Source organism: Burkholderia sp. ABCPW 111, from assembly GCF_000773065.1.
Taxonomy (GTDB): domain Bacteria; phylum Pseudomonadota; class Gammaproteobacteria; order Burkholderiales; family Burkholderiaceae; genus Burkholderia; species Burkholderia savannae.
In genome coordinates, this window is the sequence record NZ_JPWT01000002.1 from 79829 (window position 1) to 102012 (window position 22184).

General features: G+C 65.9%; 22 protein-coding genes. 15 read left to right on the forward strand and 7 right to left on the reverse strand.

The genetic code is table 11. The annotated features are described in order from the left end of the window. Positions 1-244: 244 nt before the first annotated feature. Complete coding sequence (locus X946_RS36525) at positions 245-379, reverse strand: hypothetical protein (protein ID WP_038743480.1); 135 nt, start codon at positions 377-379, stop codon at positions 245-247. 839 nt (positions 380-1218) lie between these two features. Between X946_RS36525 and X946_RS01935 the strand changes: the two genes are divergently transcribed. The 7 genes from X946_RS01935 (at position 1219) to X946_RS01965 (ending at position 7027) form a co-directional block, all read left to right on the forward strand. Continuing rightward, the gene (locus X946_RS01935) at positions 1219-1914 is read left to right on the forward strand and encodes a hypothetical protein (RefSeq protein WP_038743482.1); all 696 of its coding nucleotides are present in this window, start codon (positions 1219-1221) and stop codon (positions 1912-1914) included. Next, positions 1901-2650, forward strand: a complete 750-nt coding sequence (locus X946_RS01940; protein WP_038743485.1) for a DJ-1/PfpI family protein — start codon at positions 1901-1903, stop codon at positions 2648-2650. Before X946_RS01935 ends, X946_RS01940 begins: the two co-directional genes overlap by 14 nt. 51 nt (positions 2651-2701) lie before the next feature. Continuing rightward, on the forward strand, positions 2702-4321 hold the full coding sequence (locus tag X946_RS01945; RefSeq protein WP_038743487.1) for a tyrosinase family protein: 1620 nt from the start codon (positions 2702-2704) through the stop codon (positions 4319-4321). A gap of 122 nt (positions 4322-4443) precedes the next feature. Then, complete coding sequence (locus X946_RS01950; protein ID WP_038743489.1) at positions 4444-4878, forward strand: hypothetical protein; 435 nt, start codon at positions 4444-4446, stop codon at positions 4876-4878. A gap of 481 nt (positions 4879-5359) precedes the next feature. Continuing rightward, positions 5360-5734: a DUF2784 domain-containing protein gene (locus tag X946_RS01955; RefSeq protein ID WP_038743862.1), complete on the forward strand. Its 375-nt coding sequence runs from the start codon at positions 5360-5362 to the stop codon at positions 5732-5734. 294 nt (positions 5735-6028) lie between these two features. After that, positions 6029-6529 (forward strand): inclusion body family protein, encoded by a 501-nt coding sequence (locus tag X946_RS01960; protein WP_038743491.1) that lies wholly within the window; start codon positions 6029-6031, stop codon positions 6527-6529. Positions 6530-6631: 102 nt separating this feature from the next. After that, a complete protein-coding gene (locus tag X946_RS01965) occupies positions 6632-7027 on the forward strand; it encodes a hypothetical protein (protein WP_052144975.1) in 396 nt (131 codons plus the stop codon). A gap of 236 nt (positions 7028-7263) precedes the next feature. On the opposite strand, the gene acnA is transcribed toward X946_RS01965, so the two are convergent. The 5 genes from acnA to X946_RS01990 all read right to left on the reverse strand — a co-directional run bounded on the left by acnA (position 7264) and on the right by X946_RS01990 (position 14420). Next, positions 7264-9981: an aconitate hydratase AcnA gene (gene acnA, locus X946_RS01970; RefSeq protein WP_038743494.1), complete on the reverse strand. Its 2718-nt coding sequence runs from the start codon at positions 9979-9981 to the stop codon at positions 7264-7266. Between the two features lie 47 nt (positions 9982-10028). Further along, on the reverse strand, positions 10029-11480 hold the full coding sequence (locus X946_RS01975) for a bifunctional 2-methylcitrate dehydratase/aconitate hydratase (RefSeq protein WP_038743496.1): 1452 nt from the start codon (positions 11478-11480) through the stop codon (positions 10029-10031). A 78-nt stretch (positions 11481-11558) separates the two neighbouring features. After that, positions 11559-12068 carry a hypothetical protein gene (locus X946_RS01980; protein WP_038743498.1) on the reverse strand — a complete coding sequence of 170 codons (510 nt, stop codon included), beginning with the start codon at positions 12066-12068 and terminating at the stop codon, positions 11559-11561. A gap of 148 nt (positions 12069-12216) precedes the next feature. After that, positions 12217-13236, reverse strand: coding sequence for an HpcH/HpaI aldolase/citrate lyase family protein (locus X946_RS01985; protein ID WP_038743500.1), 1020 nt, complete (start codon positions 13234-13236; stop codon positions 12217-12219). 200 nt (positions 13237-13436) lie between these two features. Beyond that, entirely contained in the window at positions 13437-14420 is a 984-nt protein-coding gene (locus X946_RS01990) for a malate dehydrogenase (RefSeq protein ID WP_038743502.1), read from the reverse strand. Positions 14421-14718: 298 nt separating this feature from the next. Here X946_RS01990 and X946_RS01995 point away from each other — a divergent pair, with 298 nt between their 5' ends. From X946_RS01995 to gltA, 7 genes are all read left to right on the forward strand, one after another. Beyond that, positions 14719-15519, forward strand: a complete 801-nt coding sequence (locus X946_RS01995; protein WP_081989283.1) for a GntR family transcriptional regulator — start codon at positions 14719-14721, stop codon at positions 15517-15519. Positions 15520-15718: 199 nt separating this feature from the next. Then, positions 15719-16135: a succinate dehydrogenase, cytochrome b556 subunit gene (gene sdhC, locus X946_RS02000; RefSeq protein WP_038743506.1), complete on the forward strand. Its 417-nt coding sequence runs from the start codon at positions 15719-15721 to the stop codon at positions 16133-16135. 4 nt (positions 16136-16139) lie between these two features. After that, positions 16140-16508 carry a succinate dehydrogenase, hydrophobic membrane anchor protein gene (gene sdhD, locus X946_RS02005; protein ID WP_038743509.1) on the forward strand — a complete coding sequence of 123 codons (369 nt, stop codon included), beginning with the start codon at positions 16140-16142 and terminating at the stop codon, positions 16506-16508. Positions 16509-16511: 3 nt separating this feature from the next. Beyond that, positions 16512-18287: a succinate dehydrogenase flavoprotein subunit gene (gene sdhA, locus X946_RS02010; protein WP_038743511.1), complete on the forward strand. Its 1776-nt coding sequence runs from the start codon at positions 16512-16514 to the stop codon at positions 18285-18287. A gap of 21 nt (positions 18288-18308) precedes the next feature. Beyond that, a complete protein-coding gene (locus tag X946_RS02015; protein ID WP_038743513.1) occupies positions 18309-19010 on the forward strand; it encodes a succinate dehydrogenase iron-sulfur subunit in 702 nt (233 codons plus the stop codon). Position 19011: 1 nt separating this feature from the next. Beyond that, positions 19012-19284, forward strand: a complete 273-nt coding sequence (locus X946_RS02020) for an FAD assembly factor SdhE (RefSeq protein WP_004528990.1) — start codon at positions 19012-19014, stop codon at positions 19282-19284. 52 nt (positions 19285-19336) lie between these two features. After that, positions 19337-20638 carry a citrate synthase gene (gene gltA, locus X946_RS02025; protein ID WP_038743515.1) on the forward strand — a complete coding sequence of 434 codons (1302 nt, stop codon included), beginning with the start codon at positions 19337-19339 and terminating at the stop codon, positions 20636-20638. A gap of 82 nt (positions 20639-20720) precedes the next feature. On the opposite strand, the gene X946_RS02030 is transcribed toward gltA, so the two are convergent. Beyond that, on the reverse strand, positions 20721-21692 hold the full coding sequence (locus tag X946_RS02030) for a helix-turn-helix domain-containing protein (protein WP_038743519.1): 972 nt from the start codon (positions 21690-21692) through the stop codon (positions 20721-20723). A 75-nt stretch (positions 21693-21767) separates the two neighbouring features. Here X946_RS02030 and X946_RS02035 point away from each other — a divergent pair, with 75 nt between their 5' ends. Further along, positions 21768-22157 (forward strand): VOC family protein, encoded by a 390-nt coding sequence (locus tag X946_RS02035; protein ID WP_038743521.1) that lies wholly within the window; start codon positions 21768-21770, stop codon positions 22155-22157. Positions 22158-22184 lie beyond the last annotated feature (27 nt).

Consider the following 22184-nt stretch of genomic DNA (forward strand, 5'->3'; position numbering starts at 1 on the left):
GTCACTGTTGACAGAGAAAAAATGACACGCCCGTTCACTATCTGAGTGATGAACGGATGATGAAAGGAAAAAGGACGGCGAATGAAATTTATTAGGATGATGAATGAAAGAGTGTGACGCGTGCGCGCGACATCTCTGATTTTCGACGGGTTCTTCTAGTAGTTTGCGTCGTGGCGACGGGCGGGGCCGACAGCACGGCGTCGATAAACGCCGTTGCCGATGCGCGCCTGCGCGCCGCCGTGGCTCACGGACGAAGCAGGTCGAAACCGGCGAACACGACGATGCCGCTCATCGCGATCATCGGCACCGAGTGCCGTCCCAGGTAGAGCATCGCGGCCGCTGACCAGCTCGCGATGAAGAACGCACCGATTCGCTTCATGACGGATTCGCGGCAACGGCCGCGTCGACAAATGGCGCGGAACCTGCCTCCGCGCGTGGCTCGATACATGGGCGCGAGTGACTGGATGCATTGCGCGCCGAAGCGCTCATTATAGGGTTTTCCCTTGGTCTGATGTTTGACGCATCGACGCAGGCGCGCCGACGCCAACGCATGCGCTCGCCGTGAGGACTTTTTAACGAAGCGCATCGTTAGGAAGACTTTCGATATCCGTGCGCGCGGGACGCATGCCGACGCCCGCATGCCGCGCGTGAGCGGTACGTCCATTACGTGAAGAGGGCGCGGGCGGCGCGGGCGCGATCGGCGGCGCACCGCGCCGATCGCGCCTACCAATTCTGGCAGTTGGGTATTCGCTTTGCCGCCGTCTAGATTGATCTGGAATGCGTCGAACGGCGATGTTTCGGCATTCGAACGAACGATCGGGGAAAGGCCGGACGGCCTTCGACGAAGCATCGCATCCGTGCGGCCGCCGGCGATTTCGCGACGCGCTGCGCGAGTGCGCTCAACCGCGTCGGCGAGACCCCACCGAACCGGAAGCAGAAGGAGAAGACAAAAGCCGGAACGCCGACGAAACGGGGCCGCACGCATCGACGATATCTGCCTCGCATGGGACGCTCGTCGCGGACGAAGCCGCATGCACGCCTGGCTTGATCGATTCGACGCGCAATGACTCGGCGCGAATGCTTCGCCGTCGAAGAAGGTCGTGCGCGGCACCCGTCTTCGACGAGACAAGCGCCGCTGGCGGAAATCGCACGACCCGAATCACGACGACGCACGTATGCGGTCGTGCCACACGAAAAATACATGACGGGGATCTTCAGATGTTCCGCGCATCCAGCATCGGCTTCGTTCGGGCACGCTCGTCGCGCGCCGCCTGGCACGCGTTGGCGGGCTGGGCCGCTTGCGTGCTGCCCGTCGCCGTGTCGCACGCGCCGGTGTTCTCGCCATGGAACGCCGTGGCCGCGATCGCGTTCGCCGGCGTCGGGGCGATGCGCGCTTGCCCCGACGCGCGCGCCGACGTGTCGCACGACGCAATGCCCGATGTGCCGGGCGACGTGTTGCCCGACGTGTCGCCCGACGTGTCGCCGATAGCGGGCGCGATCGCGTTGAGCGGCGCACTGCTGGCGGATTTCGCGTCGACCTATCCGGAAGCGGTGCTCGCGTTGTGCAGCGGCGCGTCTTTCGTCGAGGGCTGGGCGCTGCACGTTCGCCTGTTCCCGTTCACGACTGCGGCGATGCTCGGGTTGAGCATCCTGTGCGGCGCGCGCGGCGAGCGAAAGCGGCGAGTCCGCTTGCCGAGGCGGATCGTCGACGTCGTCGTCGCGCTCGGCACGATGATGTTCGCGATGAACCTGTCGGCGATGCTGCTGAAGACATGGGCCGATCTGGCAGGCTGGCCGTGGGGCGCGCACGGGCTCGTCTGCTCGATGCTGGTCGGCATGATGTTCCATCACGCGGCGACGCGGGCGATGGTCGATGCGATGAAGACAACGAGGGCAAGCCATGCGATCAACTGATCTCTATCGAATCGGCATCGTCGTCTATGACGGCGTGGATCTGCTCGACGTCGCGGTGCCGCACGAACTGTTCGACTGGATGGCGCGGATCGAGCCCGACGTGAACCCCGACGCGCCGCGTCGCGAAACGCACCTGATCTCGCTCGACGGGCCGTCCATCACGACGCGCGACCGTGTGACGCTCGGCGGCGATCTGCCGAGCTTTCGCGATTGCGAGCACATCGATCTGCTCTGGGTGCCGGGGGGCGAGCCCGCCGAGTTGCAGCGCCTGATGCTCGATTCGGCGCGCATGGATTTCCTGGCGCGGCAGGCGGCGTTGGCGGACTATGCGGCTTCGGTGTGCGAGGGCGCGCTGCTCGCCGCCGCGGCCGGTTATCTGGACGGCTACAAGGCGACCACGCATTGGGCGTTTCGCTCCTGCCTCGCGCTGTTTCCGCGCATCGACGTGGTGCCGGGCTATCCGCGCTACGTCGTCGATCGCACGCGCATCACGGGCGGCGGCATATCGTCGGGGCTCGATGAAGCGCTGCAAATCATCGCGCTGCTGTCCGGCGAGCTCGTCGCCCGCAAGGTCCAGCTCAGCATCCAGTACAACCCCATTCCCCCATTTTCCGATGGCGATCCTTCAGTCGCTCGCCCGCCCGTGCTCGCGCCGGGCGAGGGCGGCACGTGCGCGTTTCCCGGCATGGCGCAGACCATCGCCCGGGTGCTCGCCGAACGGCTCGGTCATCGGTGAATCCCGCGGCACGCCGAGGGCCCGCAACGCTACACGACAGAAGGAGTGGACATGTCCAACGTGAATGGATTGAGGGTGCGCCGGTCGGTGCGCGATCTTCAGAAGCTGTACGACAAGGGCGAGAAGAAGCCGCTCGAGGATCTCGTGCGCGCGTGGGCCGGCATCCAGGCGTTGCCGGCGTCGGATTTGAAATCGTTCTTCTCGCTCGGCGGCTATCACGGCGAGCCGTTCCAGTATCGGAAGCCGGTCGACGATCTGCCGCCCGAGGACATCTATCCGTACTGGGGCGGCTATTGCAATCACGGCAACGTGCTGTTCCCGACCTGGCACCGGGTGTACGTCTACAAGCTCGAGGAAGCGCTGCAGAGCATCGTGCCGGGCGTGTCGATGCCGTTCTGGGACGAAACGGACAAGTACACGCTCGAGCACGGCATCCCGTCGATCCTGACTCAGGAGACGTTCGAGCTGGACGGCAAGAAGATCGACAATCCGCTGCGCTCGTTCGTGTTGCCCGAAGCGCTGTCGGATCGCCTGCCGGGCGACGGCAACATCTACGAGAAGCCGAAGGGGTACGTCACGGTGCGCTATCCGCTGTCCGGCCTTGTCGGAACGCCGGAGGCGCTCGAGCAGACGAAGATCCACAACGCGAAATTCCCGTCGCCGGAGCAGAACGCCGAACTGCTCAACAGCAACGTGAAGGCGTGGCTGAAGGGCAACTCGCCGACGCCGGACGATCCCAATCCGACTCGCGACGGCGTCTATGCAGAATACATCCGCTGCCTGTCCGCGCCGAATTACACGGTGTTTTCCAACACGACTTCGGCGTCCGTGTGGAACAGCTCGAACCCGGGCCTCGTCACGCCCGTCGAATCGCCGCACAACGACATCCATCTGGCCGTCGGCGGCTTCGATTTCGGCGGTGGGCCCGGCGACGAAGTCGGGCAGATTGCCGGCGCGAACGGCGACATGGGAGAGAACAACACGGCCGGCATGGACCCGATCTTCTTCTTCCATCACTGCAATGTCGATCGCATGTTCTGGGTCTGGCAGAAGCAGACGGGCCACACCGACCATCTCGACATCATCCGCAACTACCCGGGCACGAACGCGAGCGATTCGCAGGGCCCGACGCCCGGCTTCGCCCCCGGCGAGTCGCTCAACCTCCAGACGCCGCTCAATCCGTTCAAGAAGCCCGACGGCGGAATCTACACGTCCGAGGACTGCGTCAACATCGAGCACCAGCTCGGATTCACGTACGGCCCGGGCTCGCTCGACGACGTCACGTCCGAGCTGAAGCAGACGATGCTGGCCGCGCCGAGTGGAAACAGCACGAAGAAGCTGACGGTGACGGGCATCGATCGCGCGCAATTCCAGGGTTCGTTCGTGATGAAGGTGTACGCGACGGTGGCCGATCCGAACGGCAAGACGCGCGAGTATTACGTCGGCCACCAGGCGATCCTGAGCCGCTGGAACGTCGTGCATTGCGCGAACTGCCTGACGCATCTGGACGTCGTCGCGCACTTCCCGCTGAGCATGATTCCGGCCGACGACGTGCCGAAAGCGGTGTTCCGGGTGGAAATCATCCATCGCGGCGGCGGCGTGCCGAGTGCGGCGAAGGCGGCCATCGATACGGTGTCCTCGTTGCAGCCGCGGTTCGAGGTGAGCGACTGAAGGCGGCCGAGTGCGGCCGAACGACGGCGGCGATGTCGCTCGCATCTTCGCCGGCGATTCTTTTACGTATGCACCCGGGCTCGGCCCAACAGCCGAGCCGGGCGCGACCAAGGAGGGCGAACATGAGCTACGACCCGGAAATCGGCAGCCTGGCGGGCATCTGGACGTACCGCAGCTTGATCAACAATCCCGACTTGTCGACGGATTTCGACAAGCTGGAGTTCGGCCGCGCGAACATCCAGATCGACAAGGCGCCGATGGGCGTCTTCAAGGGGCGCATCTACGGCGACGGCTGGGAGCTGACGCTGAGCGGCTACATCGACTACGGCGCGCCCAATACCGTGAGGTTCCAGGGGCGCGGCAAAGTGGGCGGCGAGGAGTGGATCTACGACTATGTCGGCTACCTGAGCCCGGCTTGGCCGAACGGCGTCAAGCAGCGGCCCGCGCTCGCCGGCTCGATCGTGCGCACCGCGCCGCATTCGAATGGAGCGGGCGGCGTGGCGCCCGCGGGCGTCGTGTGCTCGTGGTACGCGGTGCTCGACAAGCCGGCGAGCTGACGGCCGAATCGACCGATTCTCGCCTGTCAACGGCGGCGGGCTCGGCCGGGCCAGGCGCCGGCCTCGCACGCGTCGGCATGTCGGCGCGTCGCGGGGCCGTTCAACGCTCATCACTTTCTCCCGCCCGTGCGCGGCGCAAACGTGCGCGGGCGCGATGCCGTCGCAGAGTCCCTGCGGATCGTCGAAGCCGGCCGTCGATCGCTGCGTCGATGCGCTCGGGCATCGGCGTATGCTTCTTAGGCGGATGCCACGACGCCCGTGCGCGGCACGGCGCGACACGGCGGCTCCTCTCTTGCCGCGGCGCGCGTATTGAACGATCCGGTTCGTCTTCCCGCCGTCATCGGATGGGGAATCGACGTGGCCGGTTGCCGCCGCCTCGGCCACGCGCCGACGTCGTTGGAACGAATGACCGAGGCGGGGCGGCGCCTCGATGCGCGGCGCCCGCCTGCGCGAAACGCCCGCCGCCGCGGCAAAGGACGCGATGACCTGGCTCGCCGATACCGTACTCGTCGTGCATGCGCTGATCGTGCTGTTCATCGTCGGCGGGCTCGTCGCGATCTGGGCGGGCGCCGCGCTCGGCTGGCGATGGGTGCGCGACCGGACGTTCCGGCTCGTGCATCTGCTCGCGATCGGCGTGGTCGCCGCGCTGGCGGCGCTCGGCGTCGATTGCCCGCTGACCGTGCTCGAAGATCGGCTCCGCGCCGGCGCGCCGAGCGCGCAGGGCTTCGTGCAGCGCTGGGTCGGACGGCTGCTGTACTACGACTTGCCGGCGTGGGTGTTCACCGTCGCATACGTGCTGTTCGCGCTGATCGTGTGGCTCGCGTGGCGCCGGATTCCCGCGCGCAGGAACCGATAGTTGCCGCAACGGCAGCACCCGTTCGACCCGTTGCATGCGCGGCCGACCGGCGATCGCAGAACAGATCGCAGACCGGATCGTCGACGGCATCGATGCTCGTCTTCGTTGAGCGAGCGGCGCCGATGCCGAATATCGGCAAAACGCGCCTGTGAGCTTTCGTAGTTGGACGCAGCCGCCGGCGGTTCGTACCTCGATGGATGCGGCATGCGAATGTTTCGTCATACGTAGGATGCGATTCGATCGTCGACACGCATGTTCGCGTTGACTGGCTACCCATGACTACTTGGAGGCGCCATGTCACGTGTGACCGATGTGCTCGTCGCAGTCGATCCGGAAACCATCCTGCAGAATCATCCGAATGCGATGAATTCGGCGAATCCGTTGCTAAGCGATCCGAAGTACATCTACATGATCACCAACAACGATAACGCGATCTCGGGGCAGGCCGGCGGCGAGCTGAATCTGAAGGCGGAGGTCGGCGACCTGATCCGGTGGCGCGAGCAGAGCATCTCGCTCGGCTTCGAAAAGCCGGTGATCTTCTACAAGTTCGTCGCCGACCAGGGCAGCGATCTGATCACGACGCCGACGCCGCGCATGGCGGAGACGTCGCTGCCGGTGCCGAACACGTCGGACCCGACGAAACCGAAATGCCAGACGGTGCGGAACTACTTCTGGTCGTCCGAAGTGCTGAAGCGCGGGAGCGTGACGTATCACTTCCAGTTCATGATTCTCGACCGCCGGTGCCAGATTTGCGGTTGCCATCAGTGGGACCCGTCCATCACGATCAAGTACTGACGTCGACGCGTTCTTGCTCGCGAGGGCGGGAATCCGATTCCGCCGGTCGCCGTCGCCGTCGCGCTGCGTGGTGCGATCGCGCATGACAGCAAATATCTCTACGTGATTCGCGGCGGCGCCGAGCCGGCGCTCGGCCGCGACGACGGGCGGATTGTCGCGCCGCTCATGCCCGGCGACGCGCTTCATCTGCGCGATGGCGCGCTGTCGTATCTGGGCGAGAAGCGCGTGCTGTTCTATCGAATGACGCCCGACGATGCGGGCGTCGTCGGCCCGATCGAGCTGCTGACGCGCGACGCGACGATCGTCGTGCCGAATCCGGGTGATCCGGAGCATCCGGAAACGCGGGACGTCATCGAGCATGTCTGGCGCGTGCCGATCGTGGCTGTCGGCTCGACCGATTGCGACGTGGATTTCATGATCGCCGATCGCGCATGCACGTCGCTGGCGCACTTTACGTGGCGGGTCCGGATCGAGGCGCGCGGCGACGAGTCGTCGTAGTCGGCGCGCAAACGGATCGTGGCGCGCGGGGCGTTCGCGACGCTCGCGGGTGCCGGCGAGCGTGCGCCGGAGGTGTCGACGCGGATGCCGATGTCGATGCCTATGCGCTGCGAGGCCATGTGCCGGCCGCTCGAAGCATGCGCGGCGGCGCTTGAAAAAAAAGCCCGGCCAGGCCGGGCTTCAAATCGACCGCGCACGCATTGCTGCGTTGCGCGGCCCCTGCAAAAACAGGATGCTTACGCTGCGAGCAGCGAGCGCAGCACGAACGGCAGGATGCCGCCGTGCTTGTAGTAGTCGACTTCGATCGGCGTATCGATGCGCAGCAGCACCGGCACGCGCTTCGTTTCGCCGTTCTTGCGATGGATCACGAGCGTGACGTCCTGTTGCGGCTTGAAGTCGTCGCCGAGCCCTTCGATGTCGTACGTTTCGTCGCCGGTGATGCCGAGCGACTGGATGCTGTCCGAGCCCTTGAACTGCAGCGGCAGCACGCCCATGCCGACGAGGTTCGAACGGTGGATACGCTCGAAGCTGCGTGCGATCACGGCCTTCACGCCGAGCAACTGCGTGCCCTTCGCGGCCCAGTCGCGCGACGAGCCCGTGCCGTATTCCTCGCCCGCGAACACGACGGTCGGCGTGTCGGCGGCGACGTACTTCATCGCCGCGTCGTAGATCGACAGCTGTTCGCCGCTCGGCTGGTGGATCGTCAGGCCGCCCTCGACGCGCGAGCCGTCGGCCTTCGCCGGGATCATCAGGTTCTTGATCCGGACGTTCGCGAACGTGCCGCGCATCATCACGTCATGATTGCCGCGGCGCGAGCCGTAGCTGTTGAAGTCGGCCTTCTGCACGCCGTTCTCCTTCAGCCACTTGCCAGCCGGCGAATCTTCCTTGATCGAGCCTGCCGGGCTGATGTGGTCGGTCGTGACGGAATCGCCGAAGATGCCGAGCGCGCGCGCGCCCTTGACCGTGACGATCTCGTCGGCCGGCTCCATCGAGAATTCCGTGCCGAAGAACGGCGGCTCCGCGATGTACGTCGACTTCGGCCAGTCGTAGACCTGGCCCGATTCGCCCTCGATCTTGCTCCAGAGGTCGCCCTTCTTCGTGAGCTGCGCGTAGTTCTCCTCGAACTTCTTCGGATCGAGCGCGTACTTGAGCAGCGCGTGGACTTCCTCGCTCGTCGGCCAGATGTCGCCGAGGTAGATGTCGCGGCCGCCCTTGCCCTGGCCGACCGGCTCGGTCATCAGATCCTTCGTGATGTTGCCGGCGATCGCGTACGCGACGACGAGCGGCGGCGACGCGAGGAAGTTCGCGCGGATGTTCGGGTGGATGCGCGCTTCGAAGTTGCGGTTGCCCGACAGCACGGCCGCCGCGACGACGTCGTTCTTCGTGATCGCTTCGTTCAGCTCGGGCGTGAGGTCGCCCGCGTTGCCGATACAGGTCGTGCAGCCGTACGCGGCGACTTCGAAGCCGAGCTTCGCGAGGTAGGGCAGCAGGCCCGTCTTCGTCAGGTATTCGGTGACGATGCGCGATCCCGGCGCGAGCGACGTCTTGATGTGCGGCGCGACGGTGAGGCCCGCTTCGACGGCCTTCTTCGCGAGCAGGCCGGCGGCGAGCAGCACGCTCGGGTTCGACGTGTTGGTGCACGACGTGATCGCGGCGATCAGCACGTCGCCGTTCTTCACGGCGACGCCGTTGCTCGTCTTGTACTCGGCGGCGAGGTCGTCCGCCTTCTTCGCGAAGCCGTTTTCCGCGACGGGCTTCGAGAACAGATCGGTGAACGTCGACTTGACGTTGCCGATCTCGATGCGGTCCTGCGGACGCTTCGGGCCCGCCAGCGACGGCGCGACGCTCGCCAGATCCAGCGTCAGCGTCTTCGTGTAGTCGATCTCGCCCGCCTTCGGAATGCCGAACAGGTCCTGCGCCTTGAAGTAGTTCTCGAACGCGGCGATTTCCGCCTTCGTGCGGCCCGTGCCCTTGAAGTAGTCGATCGTCTTCTCGTCGACCGGGAAGAAGCCCATCGTCGCGCCGTATTCCGGCGCCATGTTCGCGATCGTCGCGCGGTCCGGCAGCGCGAGCGTCTTCGTGCCTTCGCCGAAGAATTCGACGAACTTGCCGACGACCTTCTCCTTGCGGAGCATTTCAGTGATCGTGAGCACGAGGTCGGTGGCCGTCACGCCTTCGCGCAGCTTGCCCTTCAGCTCGACGCCGACGACGTCGGGCGTGAGGAAGTACACCGGCTGGCCGAGCATGCCGGCTTCCGCCTCGATGCCGCCCACGCCCCAGCCGACCACGCCGATGCCGTTGATCATCGTCGTGTGGCTGTCGGTGCCGACGAGCGTGTCAGGGTAGTAGACGGCGTCGCCGTCGTCCTTCTTCTTGTGGACGCCGCGCGCGAGGTACTCGAGGTTCACCTGGTGAACGATGCCGACGCCCGGCGGCACGACCTTGAACGTGTCGAACGCCTGCATGCCCCACTTCATGAACTGGTAGCGCTCGTTGTTGCGCTGGAATTCCAGTTTCATGTTCAGGTCGAGCGCGTCCTTCTGGCGGAAGTAGTCGATCTGCACCGAGTGGTCGACGACGAGATCCACCGGCACGAGCGGCTCGATCTTCTTCGGATTCTTGCCCGCGCGCTTCGCGACGCCGCGCATGGCCGCGATGTCGGCGAGCAGCGGCACGCCCGTGAAGTCCTGCAGCACGACGCGCGACACGACGAACGGAATTTCGTCGACGCGCTTCGCGTTCGGCTTCCAGTTGGCGAGCTGCTCGATGTGCTCTTCCGTGATCTTCTTGCCGTCGTAGTTGCGCAGCACGGATTCGAGCACGATGCGGATCGAGACCGGCAGGCGCTCGATCTTCGTCTTCAGTTCCTTGCCGAGCTTCGGCAGCGAGTAGAACTTGCCTTTGCCGGAACCGCTGTCGAATTCCTTGAGTGTTTTGTGGAGATTGTGGGCCATGGTGATTTCCTGGGTTTAAGGCTAGGAAAGAACTCTGTATTTGACGGCTAGATCACATACAGATCGACGTACTCATCGACCGGCATCGCTTCGAGCTTTGCCTGGTCCAGCGACACGTCGAGAATCGCTTGTTGCTGCTTCGCCGGGAACCGGCGCGCGAGATTCGCCCTGAACTTGTCGATGAGGAGCGGAATCCCGTCGGCGCGCCGCCGCATGTGGCCGATCGGATAGTCGACCGCCACTTCGGCGAGCGTCGATCCGTCGTCGAACTCGACCGCGAGCGCGTTCGCGATCGAGCGCCTCGTCGGATCGTGGTAATCCTTCGTGAACTGCGGGTCCTCGACGCACGTGATCTTCGCGCGCAACGCGTCGATCCGCGGATCGGCCGCGACCGCGTCCTCGTAGTCGGCGGCCGTGAGGCGGCCGAACAGCAGCGGCACGGCGATCATGTACTGGATGCAGTGATCGCGATCGGCCGGGTTCGCGAGCGGTCCTTGCTTGTCGATGATGCGGATCGCCGCCGCGTGCGTGCGCACCGTGATGCGGCGGATCTCGTCCGTCGAGCGGCCGGCGGCCGCGAGCTGCGCGTGCAGCGCCATCGCGGCCTCGACGGCCGTCTGCGCGTGGAATTCGGCCGGATACGAAATCTTGAACAGCACGTTTTCCATCACGTACGTGCCGTACGGGCGCTGGAAGCGGAACGGCCTGCCGCCGAACGACACGTCGTAAAAGCCCCAGGTCTTCGCGGTGAGCGCGGACGGATAGCCCATCTCGCCCGTCTTCGCGATCAGCGCGAGGCGCACCGCGCGCGAGGTCGCGTCGCCCGCCGCCCACGACTTGCGCGAGCCGGTGTTCGGCGCGTGGCGGTAAGTGCGCAGTGCCTGGCCGTCGACGAACGCGAGCGACAGCGCGTTGATCAGCTCGTCGCGCGTGAGGCCGAGCAGGCGGCCGACGGCCGCGGTCGACGCGACCTTCACGAGCAGCACGTGGTCGAGGCCGACCTGGTTGAACGAATTCTCGAGCGCGAGGCAGCCCTGGATCTCGTGCGCGTGGATCATCGCGACGAGCACGTCCTTCATCGCGAGCGGACGCTTGCCGGCCGCGATCGCGGTGCGCGACAGCCAGTCGGCCGTCGCGAGGATGCCGCCGAGGTTGTCGGACGGGTGGCCCCATTCGGCCGCGAGCCAGGTGTCGTTGAAGTCGAGCCAGCGGATCGCCGCGCCGATGTTGAACGCGGCCTGCACCGGATCGAGCTGGAATGGCGTGCCGGGCACCTTCGCGCCGTGCGGCACGATCGTGCCCGGCACGATCGGCCCCAGCAGCTTGGTGCAGGCGGGATACGACAGCGCTTCGAGCCCGCACCCGAGCGTATCGATCAGGCAGTGGCGCGCGGTTTCGAGCGCGAGCGCACTGTCGATGCGATGGTTCAGCACGTAGTCGGCGATATCGACTAGCACTGAATCCGGCTCTGGCCGGACGTTCGGGATCGGGGCGGACATCGAAGCTCCTGTCGACCAGTGTTGGCGCTTCGGCGCCGACTCTGGTCCCATGCAAGATGGTTGCTGTCGGGATCGACCTCAGTTCGCCGGCTTCAGCTCGTTCGACTGGGTCGGCGCGACGGCGTTGCCGGCCGCCATTTCGGGCGTCTGGCACTCGTCGGCGAGGCGGCTGTCGTCCTTGTCGCTGAAGAGCATGCCCTTCGTCGGGATCACGACGAGCTTCATGCCGCTTGCCGGGTCGTAGAACACGTCCGCGCCCGTCGTCGTCTGCTGGCGCGGCAGCTTGTAATTCTTGTTGGCCCAGTGGACCGTGACGATCTGGTCGCGCTTCATGTCTCCGGCCAGGTCGTACGAAAGGCCGTCCTTGCACGACCATTTGACCGCGCCTTCCGGCATCGGATCGGTCTTCGCGGCGGCGCGCGCCTGCGCCTTCTTGCTGCGCGGGATCAGGTGACGCTTCGGCGCGGGGCGCTTCGGCGTGGCCTTCTTCGCGGTGGTGGACGAATCCTGAGCGAACGCGCTCGGCGCCGCGGCGAGCATCGTAGCGGACAGAGCGCCGATGACGGTGGCGATCAGCAGTTTCTTCATGGAGTCAGAACCTTACGTTTAATCGGTTGAAAGGGCGGACGCACAGCTCGTCCACCGGGTTGAACTGCACGCGCCCCGGAAGCGCGCAGCGGCCGCTATTTTCACCTATTTGGCCCGTCGAATTCAGTTTTTGCGCCCCGTGCACCGTTCATCGTTCGTGTTGCCCCGTCGTGCGTTCGTCTTCGCCGCGAAAGAGCGGCGCCGATGCGGCCGGCAGCGGCTGGCCGGCCGCGCGCGCGCGGCGCAGCACCGACCAGTAGTACCGGTAGCTCGCGCGGTCGTGCAGCGCGTCGCCGTGGCGCGTCGGCCCCCAGTCGGCGGCCTGCGCGGCGAGCAGGATCTCGGTCGCGCGCGCAATTTCGCCCGCGCGCGGCGCGAACGCCGCGACGATCTCGCGGATCTGCGCGGGATGGATGCTCCACATCCGCGTATAGCCGAATTCCTCGCGCGCGCGGCGCGCGTCGCTCGCGACGACGCGCATCTCGCGCACCTCGGTCGTCACGTTGTGCGACGGCGTCTTGCCGTGCGCATGGCACGCGGCCGCGATCTCGAGCTTCGCGCGGCGCACGAGCGGATGGTCGAACTGGCCGGGCGCGCGCATCGCGTCGTCCGGGATCGCGCCGTGATGCGCGGACACGAAGTCCATCAGGCCGAAGCTCAGCGTCGCGACGCCCGGCAGCGCGGCGATCCGCGCGGCGTCGGCGAGCGCGCCGTGCGTCTCGATCAGCACGTCGACGGGGATCGGCTGCGCGATGCCGAGCTCGACGCGCGAAGCCTCGATGAACGCGCACATCTCGGCCGCGTCGGCCGCGCCGCCGACCTTCGGCAGCGTCAGGTAGGCGGGCGGGCGCGCCGCGCGCAGGATGATGCGGACGTCGTCGCGCCAGTGGGCATGGGAAATGTCGTGAATCCGGGCGCCGACGCGCCCGAAGCGGTTCGCATCGCCGCCGACGAGCGCCGCGACGAGCGCCGCGTGCTCGGCCTCGCGGCCGACGGCCGCGCCGTCCTCGCAGTCGAGCGTGATGTCGAAGACGGGGCCGAGCTCCGCCTGCAGCGCGAGCGATTTCAGCATCAGCTTTTCGCTGCCCGCGTAATGGTCGCAGCATGGCGGGATCGCGGGCGGCGCAACGCCTTCGTACAGCACTTCTGCGGGAGTGAGCGCGGACATCGGTTCTTCTGCGTCAGGTCAGGATCGGGGCCAGCGTGAAAATCGGATTCGTGCGGGCTCTGCGACGGCGGCCGGCGTGCGGCGCCGGGCGTAAAGCCCGTGCGAATCGGATCGATTCGGGTGGCCGGCGCGGCCGGGCGCGACGCCCGGCTCGCCGGCCGTCCGGGCCGCCGCGGCGCGGCGGGCCCGGACGAAGCGCTTTACTTCAGCAGGTGGGCGACGCCGTCGCGCTCTTCGAGCAGCTCGGCGAGCGTGCCGTCCATCTTCTCGCGCGAGAACGCGTCGATCTCGAGGCCTTCGATACGCTTGTACTCGCCGTTTTCACAGGTGACGGGCACGCCGTAGATGATGTCCTCGGGGATGCCGTACGAGCCGTCCGACGGAATGCCCATCGTGACCCACTTGCCGTTCGTGCCGAGCACCCAGTCGCGCACGTGGTCGATCGCCGCGTTCGCCGCCGACGCCGCCGACGACAGGCCGCGCGCCTCGATGATCGCCGCGCCGCGCTTGCCGACGGTCGGGATGAACGTGTCGCGGTTCCAGACGTCGTCGTTGATCAGCTTCAGCAGCGATTCGCCTTCGGCGGTCGCGAAGCGGAAGTCGGGGTACATCGTCGGCGAGTGGTTGCCCCACACGGCGAGCTTCTCGATCGACGCGACCGGCTTGCCCGACTTCGCGGCGAGCTGCGACAGCGCGCGGTTGTGGTCGAGGCGCAGCATCGCGGTGAAGTTCTTCTTCGGCAGATCCGGCGCCGACTTCATCGCGATGTACGCGTTGGTGTTCGCCGGGTTGCCGACGACGAGCACCTTCACGTCGCGGCTCGCGACCGCGTTCAGCGCCGCGCCCTGGACCGTGAAGATCTCGGCGTTCGCCGACAGCAGATCCTTGCGCTCCATGCCCTTCGAGCGCGGACGGGCGCCGACCAGCAGCGCGACGTCGGCGTCCTTGAACGCGACCTTCGGGTCGTCCGTGATCACGACGCCCGCGAGCAGCGGGAACGCGCAGTCGTCGAGTTCCATCACGACGCCTTTGACGGCGGCTTGAGCTTGCGGGAGGTCGAGCAGTTGCAGGATGACCGGCTGATCCTTGCCGAGCAGGTCGCCGTTCGCGATGCGGAACAGCAGCGAGTAAGCGATTTGACCTGCGGCGCCGGTGACGGCAACGCGCTTTGCGGGCTTAGCCATTGAAAATCTCCAGGACATTGAGCGTGGGACGCTAGGGAAAACGCCATTTTATGCGCGTTACGCGAAGCGTTGCTTTAAAGCAGGGCGGAGGACTCGCGGCATGCATGCGCGACGACGCCTGAAGATAGGCAGAGGCACGTGGCCCGGGACGCGCCGCAGCCCCGCGAACCCTTGCTCGCCCCGGAGTTTAGGAGCCGGCACGGGTAAAGTCAAACAGTATCTTATGTCTTATATAAGACAGATGTTTTGCAGGGAAAATTCTAGACGGAAAAGCGCGATTCGTGATGAAATGCGCGCCATGACTTCCAATCAGGCGAGCGCACCCAATCCGAACGGCCAGGCCGGCTCCACGCAGCCCGGCGGCGAGGCCGCGGCCGCGCCTTCGCCGACTTTCAGCCCGCTCTATCAGCAGATCAAGGCGCTCATCACGCAGAGCCTCGAGGCGGGCGAGTGGAAGCCCGGCGAGATCATCCCGAGCGAAGTGGAGCTCGCCGGCCGCTACAAGGTAAGCCAGGGCACCGTGCGCAAGGCGATCGACGAGCTCGCGGCCGACAACCTGCTCGTGCGCCGCCAGGGCAAGGGCACGTTCGTCGCGACCCACAGCGAGGAACGCGCGCAATTCCGGTTTCTGCGCCTGCTTGCCGACGACGGCGCCGAGCATCCGCACGTGAGCCGCCTGCTCGAATGCCGGCGGATGCGCGCGCCCGCCGAGATCGCGCGCCAGCTCGACCTGAAGCCGGCCGACCCCGTCGTCCAGGTGCGGCGCGTGCTCGAGTTCGACGGCGTCGACACGGTGCTCGACGAGATCTGGCTGCCGGGCGCGATGTTCCGCGGGCTCACGTTCGAGCGCCTGAGCGATTACAAGGGGCCGCTCTACGCGATGTTCGAGAGCGAGTTCGGCACCCGGATGATCCGCGCGAGCGAGAAGATCCGCGCGATCGCGGCCGAGCCCGCCGTCGCGGATCTGCTCGGCGTGCCGCCCGGCTTCCCGCTCTTGTCGGTCGAGCGCGTGTCGTACACGTATGGCGATCGTCCCGTCGAAGTGCGGCGCGGATGGTATGTCACAACCGGGTACTACTATCAGAACGATTTGAGCTGAGATTCGGGTTCAGGGTAAGGCGTAGCCTGAATCAAGGTAAGGCGAAACGACAGGTAATTGCGTGCCCCATGTGCGTAGCACGTTTCGTGAAGCGTTTATACCGTGAAATGCAACGCTCCAGAGCAGAGCTTTCGCTGCAGCGCGAAATAAAAAGGCGCTAAAATCACGGATTAGTGTGACAACATAGTAGGGGTCTAGCATGTCTGAAACAGTAAGAAAGCCGAGGCCGGAGTACCGGAACATCGGGTTCGGCGACATCACGCTCAAGTACCGTATGCCGCTCGCGGCTCGGGTTTCGATTCTGCACCGGGTCAGCGGCGCTCTGCTGTTCCTGTTCCTTCCTTTCCTGCTGTACCTCTTCGACCAGAGCCTGACGTCCGAACTCAGCTTCGAGGTCTTCAAGGCGTTCCTCTCCAACATCATCGTCAAGCTGATCGTCCTCGCGCTGTCGTGGGCGTTCCTGTTCCACTTCTGCGCCGGGATTCGCCATCTGCTGATGGACATGAACCACGACGCGGTGTCGAAGGAACGCGGCAAGAAGACGTCGGTCGTCGTGCTCGCGGTGTCGAGCATTCTCACGATCGCCGTCGCGCTCAAACTGTTCGGAGCATTCTAAGAAAATGGCAGCGAATAACCGTATCGGCTCGAAGCGCCTCGTCGTCGGCGCTCACTATGGTCTGCGCGACTGGCTCGCGCAGCGCGTCACCGCCTGCGTGATGGCGATCTACACCGTCATTCTGCTCGTCTGGTTCTTCACCGCGCGCGATTTCTCGTATGAGGGCTGGGCGTCGATCTTCGCGACGCAATGGATGAAGCTCGCGACCTTCGTCACGCTGCTTTCGCTCTTCTATCACGCGTGGGTCGGCGTGCGCGACATCTGGATGGACTACGTCAAGCCCGTCGGTGTGCGCCTGCTGCTGCAATCGCTGACCATCGTCTGGCTGCTCGCGTGCGCGGGCTACGCTGCGCAGATTCTCTGGAGAGTTTAAAGAATGGCTGCAATCAAAACTTCCCTGCCGCGTCGCAAGTTCGACGTGGTGATCGTCGGCGCGGGCGGCTCGGGGATGCGCGCGTCGCTGCAACTGTCGCGCGCGGGCCTCTCCGTCTGCGTGTTGTCGAAAGTGTTCCCGACCCGTTCGCACACGGTCGCCGCGCAAGGCGGGATCGGCGCGTCGCTCGGCAACATGAGCGAAGACAACTGGCACTACCACTTCTACGACACGATCAAGGGCTCCGACTGGCTCGGCGACCAGGACGCGATCGAATTCATGTGTCGCGAAGCGCCGAACGTCGTGTACGAGCTCGAGCACTTCGGCATGCCGTTCGACCGTAACGCCGACGGCACGATCTATCAGCGTCCGTTCGGCGGCCACACCGCGAACTACGGCGAGAAGCCGGTGCAGCGCGCGTGCGCGGCGGCCGACCGCACCGGCCACGCGCTGCTGCACACGCTGTATCAGCAGAACGTCGCGGCGAAGACGCAGTTCTTCGTCGAATGGATGGCGCTCGACCTGATTCGCGACGCGGACGGCGACGTGCTCGGCGTGACGGCCCTCGAAATGGAAACGGGCGACGTCTACGTCCTCGAAGGCAAGACCACGTTGTTCGCCACGGGCGGCGCGGGCCGAATCTTCGCGGCGTCGACCAACGCGTTCATCAACACGGGCGACGGCCTCGGCATGGCCGCGCGTTCGGGCATCGCGCTGCAGGACATGGAATTCTGGCAATTCCACCCGACCGGCGTGGCCGGCGCGGGCGTGCTGATCACCGAAGGCGTGCGCGGCGAAGGCGGCATCCTGCGCAACGCGAACGGCGAGCGCTTCATGGAGCGCTATGCGCCGACGCTGAAGGATCTGGCGCCGCGCGATTTCGTGTCGCGCTCGATGGACCAGGAAATCAAGGAAGGCCGCGGCGTCGGCCCGAACAAGGATCACGTGCTGCTCGACCTGTCGCACATCGGCGCCGAGACGATCATGAAGCGTCTGCCGTCGATCCGCGAGATCGCGCTGAAGTTCGCGAACGTCGACTGCATCAAGGAACCGATTCCGGTCGTCCCGACGATCCACTACCAGATGGGCGGCATTCCGACCAACATTCACGGCCAGGTCGTCGGCACGTCGCGCGACCACAAGGAGCCGGTCAACGGCTTCTACGCGGTGGGCGAATGCTCGTGCGTGTCCGTGCACGGCGCGAACCGTCTCGGCACGAACTCGCTGCTCGACCTCGTGGTGTTCGGCCGCGCGGCCGGCAACCACATCGTCGAGCACGTGAAGAACCAGAAGGAGCACAAGCCGCTGCCCGCGGACGCCGCCGAATTCTCGCTGTCGCGCCTCGCGAAGCTCGAGAAGTCGACGTCGGGCGAGTACACGCAGGACATCGCGAACGACATCCGCGCGACGATGCAGAAGCACGCCGGCGTGTTCCGCACGTCCGCGCTGCTCGAGGAAGGCGTCGAGCAGATGGCGGGCCTGACGGAGCGCGCCGCCAACGTCCACCTGAAGGACAAGTCGAAGGTGTTCAACACCGCGCGCGTCGAAGCGCTCGAGCTCGCGAACCTGATCGAGGTCGCGCGCGCGACGATGGTGTCGGCGGAAGCGCGCAAGGAAAGCCGCGGCGCGCACGCGCACAGCGACTACGAGCACCGCGACGACGAGAACTGGCTGCGCCACACGCTCTGGTACAGCGAAGGCGATCGCCTCGACTACAAGCCCGTCCAAATGAAGCCGCTGACGGTCGAGTCCGTGCCGCCGAAGGCGCGTACGTTCTAAGCCAGCGCAAAGGAATCTGAAATGGCCAAACGCATTTTCGAAATCTACCGCTACGATCCGGACAAGGACGCCGCGCCGCGCATGCAGTCGTACGAGCTGGAGATCCAGCACGAGCGGATGCTGCTCGACGCGCTCGTCAAGCTGAAGTCGGTCGACGAGACGCTGTCGTTCCGCCGCTCGTGCCGCGAAGGCGTGTGCGGATCGGACGCAATGAACATCAACGGCAAGAACGGCCTCGCGTGCCTGACGAACCTGAACGACCTGCCGCAGAAGATCGTGCTGCGTCCGTTGCCGGGCCTGCCCGTCGTGCGCGACCTGATCTGCGACTTCACGCAGTTCTTCAACCAGTACCATTCGATCCGTCCGTACCTGATCAACGACGAGCCGCCGCCCGAGAAGGAGCGTCTGCAGTCGCCGGAAGAGCGCGACGAGCTCGACGGCCTGTACGAGTGCATTCTGTGCGCGAGCTGCTCGACGTCGTGCCCGAGCTTCTGGTGGAATCCGGACAAGTTCGTCGGCCCGGCGGGCCTCTTGCAGGCGTATCGCTTCATCGCGGACAGCCGCGATCGCGCGACGGGCGAGCGCCTCGACAACCTCGACGATCCGTACCGTCTGTTCCGCTGCCATACGATCATGAACTGCGTCGACGTGTGCCCGAAGGGCCTGAACCCGACGAAGGCGATCGGCAAGATCAAGGAATTGATGGTGCGCCGCGCGGTCTGACATGAGCGAATCGTCGCATCAATCCGACCCGCATCGCCGCGCGCGGCTTCGCTGGCGCGCGCGGCGCGGTCTGCTGGAGAACGATCTGATTTTCGAGCGTTTCTTTGCCAGACACGAGCACGACCTCAGCGACGCAGACGTGAGCGCACTGTCGCGCCTGCTGGATCTAAGCGACAACGACCTGATGGACTTGCTGCTCGCGCGCAAGGAACCAGAAGGCGACCTTGCCGGCCCGGACATGTCCAGGCTGCTGGAGATGCTGCGCAGCGTTTGAGAGCGTTGTGCCCGTTATCGAATCCGTTTCTATTTTCGATTGAGGATGTGTCATGACCCCGTCTGATGTTAAAGCCACGCTATCGTTCAGCGATAATTCGCCGAGCGTCGAACTGCCGATCTACAAGGGGACGATGGGCCCGGACGTGATCGATATCCGCAAGCTGTACGGCCAGACCGGCAAGTTCACGTATGACCCGGGCTTCATGTCGACGGCGTCGTGCAACTCGGCGATCACGTACATCGACGGCGACAAGGGCGAGCTGCTGTATCGCGGCTACCCGATCGACAATCTCGCCGAGAACGCGGACTTCCTCGAATCCTGCTATCTGCTGCTGAAGGGCGAGCTGCCGAACGAGGCGCAGAAGAAGGAGTTCGTCGCCACCGTCACGAAGCACACGATGGTGCACGAGCAGATGCAGTTCTTCTTCCGCGGCTTCCGCCGCGACGCGCACCCGATGGCGATCCTCGTCGCCGCGGTCGGCGCGCTGTCCGCGTTCTACCACGACTCGCTCGACATCAACGATCCGCGCCACCGTGAAGTGTCGGCGATCCGCATGATCGCGAAGCTGCCGACGCTCGTCGCGATGGCGTACAAGTACAGCATCGGCCAGCCGTTCGTGTATCCGCAGAACAATCTGTCGTACAGCGCGAACTTCATGCGCATGATGTTCGCGAACCCGTGCGAGGAATACCAGGTCAACGACGTGCTCGTGCGCGCGCTCGACCGCATCCTGATCCTGCACGCCGACCACGAGCAGAACGCGTCGACGTCGACGGTCCGTCTCGCGGGCTCGTCGGGCGCGAACCCGTTCGCGTGTATCGCGGCCGGCATCGCGTGTCTGTGGGGCCCGGCGCACGGCGGCGCGAACGAAGCCGCGCTCAACATGCTCGAGCAGATCGGCACGCCGGACAACATTCCCGAGTTCATCAAGCAGGTGAAGGACAAGAACTCGGGCGTGAAGCTGATGGGCTTCGGCCACCGCGTGTACAAGAACTACGATCCGCGCGCGAAGCTGATGCGCGAAACGTGCTACGAAGTGCTGAACGAGCTGGGCCTGCACGACGACCCGCTGTTCAAGCTCGCGATGCAGCTCGAGAAGATCGCGCTGGAAGACGAATACTTCGTGTCGCGCAAGCTGTACCCGAACGTCGACTTCTACTCGGGCATCGTCCAGCGCGCGCTGGGCATCCCGACTTCGATGTTCACCTGCATCTTCGCGATGGCGCGTACGGTGGGCTGGATCGCGCAGTGGAACGAGATGATCGCCGATCCCGAGCAGAAGATCGGCCGTCCGCGGCAGCTGTTCATCGGCGAAACGCCGCGTACGGCGAAGCCGATCGGTCAGCGCTGATCGACGGCGTGCGCGGCGTGCGGCTAGCCCGCCGCGCACCACGCTGCATCGAACACCCCGACGGTTTGCCCGTCGGGGTGTTTTATTTTCGGCGACGCGTTTTGCCGCTAGACGAGCCGCGCTCGAGCGAAGGCGGGCGCACGTCGATGCTTGCGTCGCGCGCGGGCGCTTCGTCGGGCGTGCGGCCGGGCCCGGCGAGGAACTGCCGGTAGGCGCGCGGCGTCATCCGGCGCGCGGCGAGAAACTGGCGGTTGAAGTTCGCGAGATTCGCGTAGCCGGAGCGTGTCGCGACGAGCGACACGGGCCAGCCGGTCGACGCGAGCAACCGCGCCGCGTGCGCGAGCCGCAGCCGCTGCAGATAGCGGCCGATGCTTTCGCCGACGTGTTGCGCGAAGCGCCGCTGCAGCGAGCGCTCGGACAGGTGCGCGACCGCCGCGAGCTCGGCGACGCGCAGCGGCTCGTGAAAGCGGCGGTCGAGCAGATCGAGCACGCGGTCGAGCCGCTCGGCTTCGGGCGCGAGCGCCGCGTCGTCGGCGGCGCGGTAGGCGGCGGCGGTCGCGAGCGGCGTCGCCGGCGCGTCGGCGAGCAAAGCGAGCACGTCGAGCGCGGCCGCGAGCCGCACGCGCGGCGCGCGATCGACGAGCGCGGGCAGCCGCGCGCGCATCTCGGCCGTGGCGTCGGACCCGAACGCGAGCCCGGGCGCGGCCCGGCGCAGCAGCGTGCGCAGGCCGGCGAATTCGGGGCAGCAGGCGGCGACGCGCTGCGCCCAGTCGCCGTCGAACCACACGACGAGCGCGACGAGCGGCGCATCCGGGTCGATACGCTCGTCCGACGCCCACGTATGCGGCAGGTTCGGCGGCACGAGCACGAGGTCGTCGCCCGCGTAATCGGCGGCATGATCGCCGACGAAGCGTTTGCCGCGGCTGTTCAGCGTGAGCGTCAGCTCGTATTCGGGGTGGTGATGCCATTCGTACGGAATCTGCGCGAGCCGGCGCCGAAAGACGCGGACCGAGCAGCCGTCGGGGATCGCGACCCGTTCGTAGCGCGGCTTCACGCCGGCCTCCGTCCGCTCGCGCGGCGCGCGCGCGTGGCATCATCGCCGAATCTCGACGACACGAGAGGCACGCGAATGTTTTCACATGTCTGCATGGGCGTAACCGATATCGAACGCGCTTTTGCGTTCTATGAGCCGTTGATGGACGCGCTGCGGCTCGAGCTCAAGTTTCGCGATCCGCACGGCTGGACGGGTTGGAAGCCCGTCGATGCGCCGCGTCCGCTGTTCCTGATCGGCCGGCCGTTCGACGGCGCGCCGCCCGCGCCCGGCAACGGCCAGATGACCGCGTTCCTCGCGGCCGACCGCGCGACAGTGGACCGCGTGTACGCGCTCGCCCTGCAGGCGGGCGGCGCGAGCGAAGGCGCGCCCGGCTTGCGGCCTCATTACCATCCGAACTACTACGGCGCGTACTTTCGCGATCTCGACGGCAACAAGCTGTGCGTATGCTGCCACGAGCCGGAGTAAGTGTGCGCGCCGCCGAACGGCGGCGGG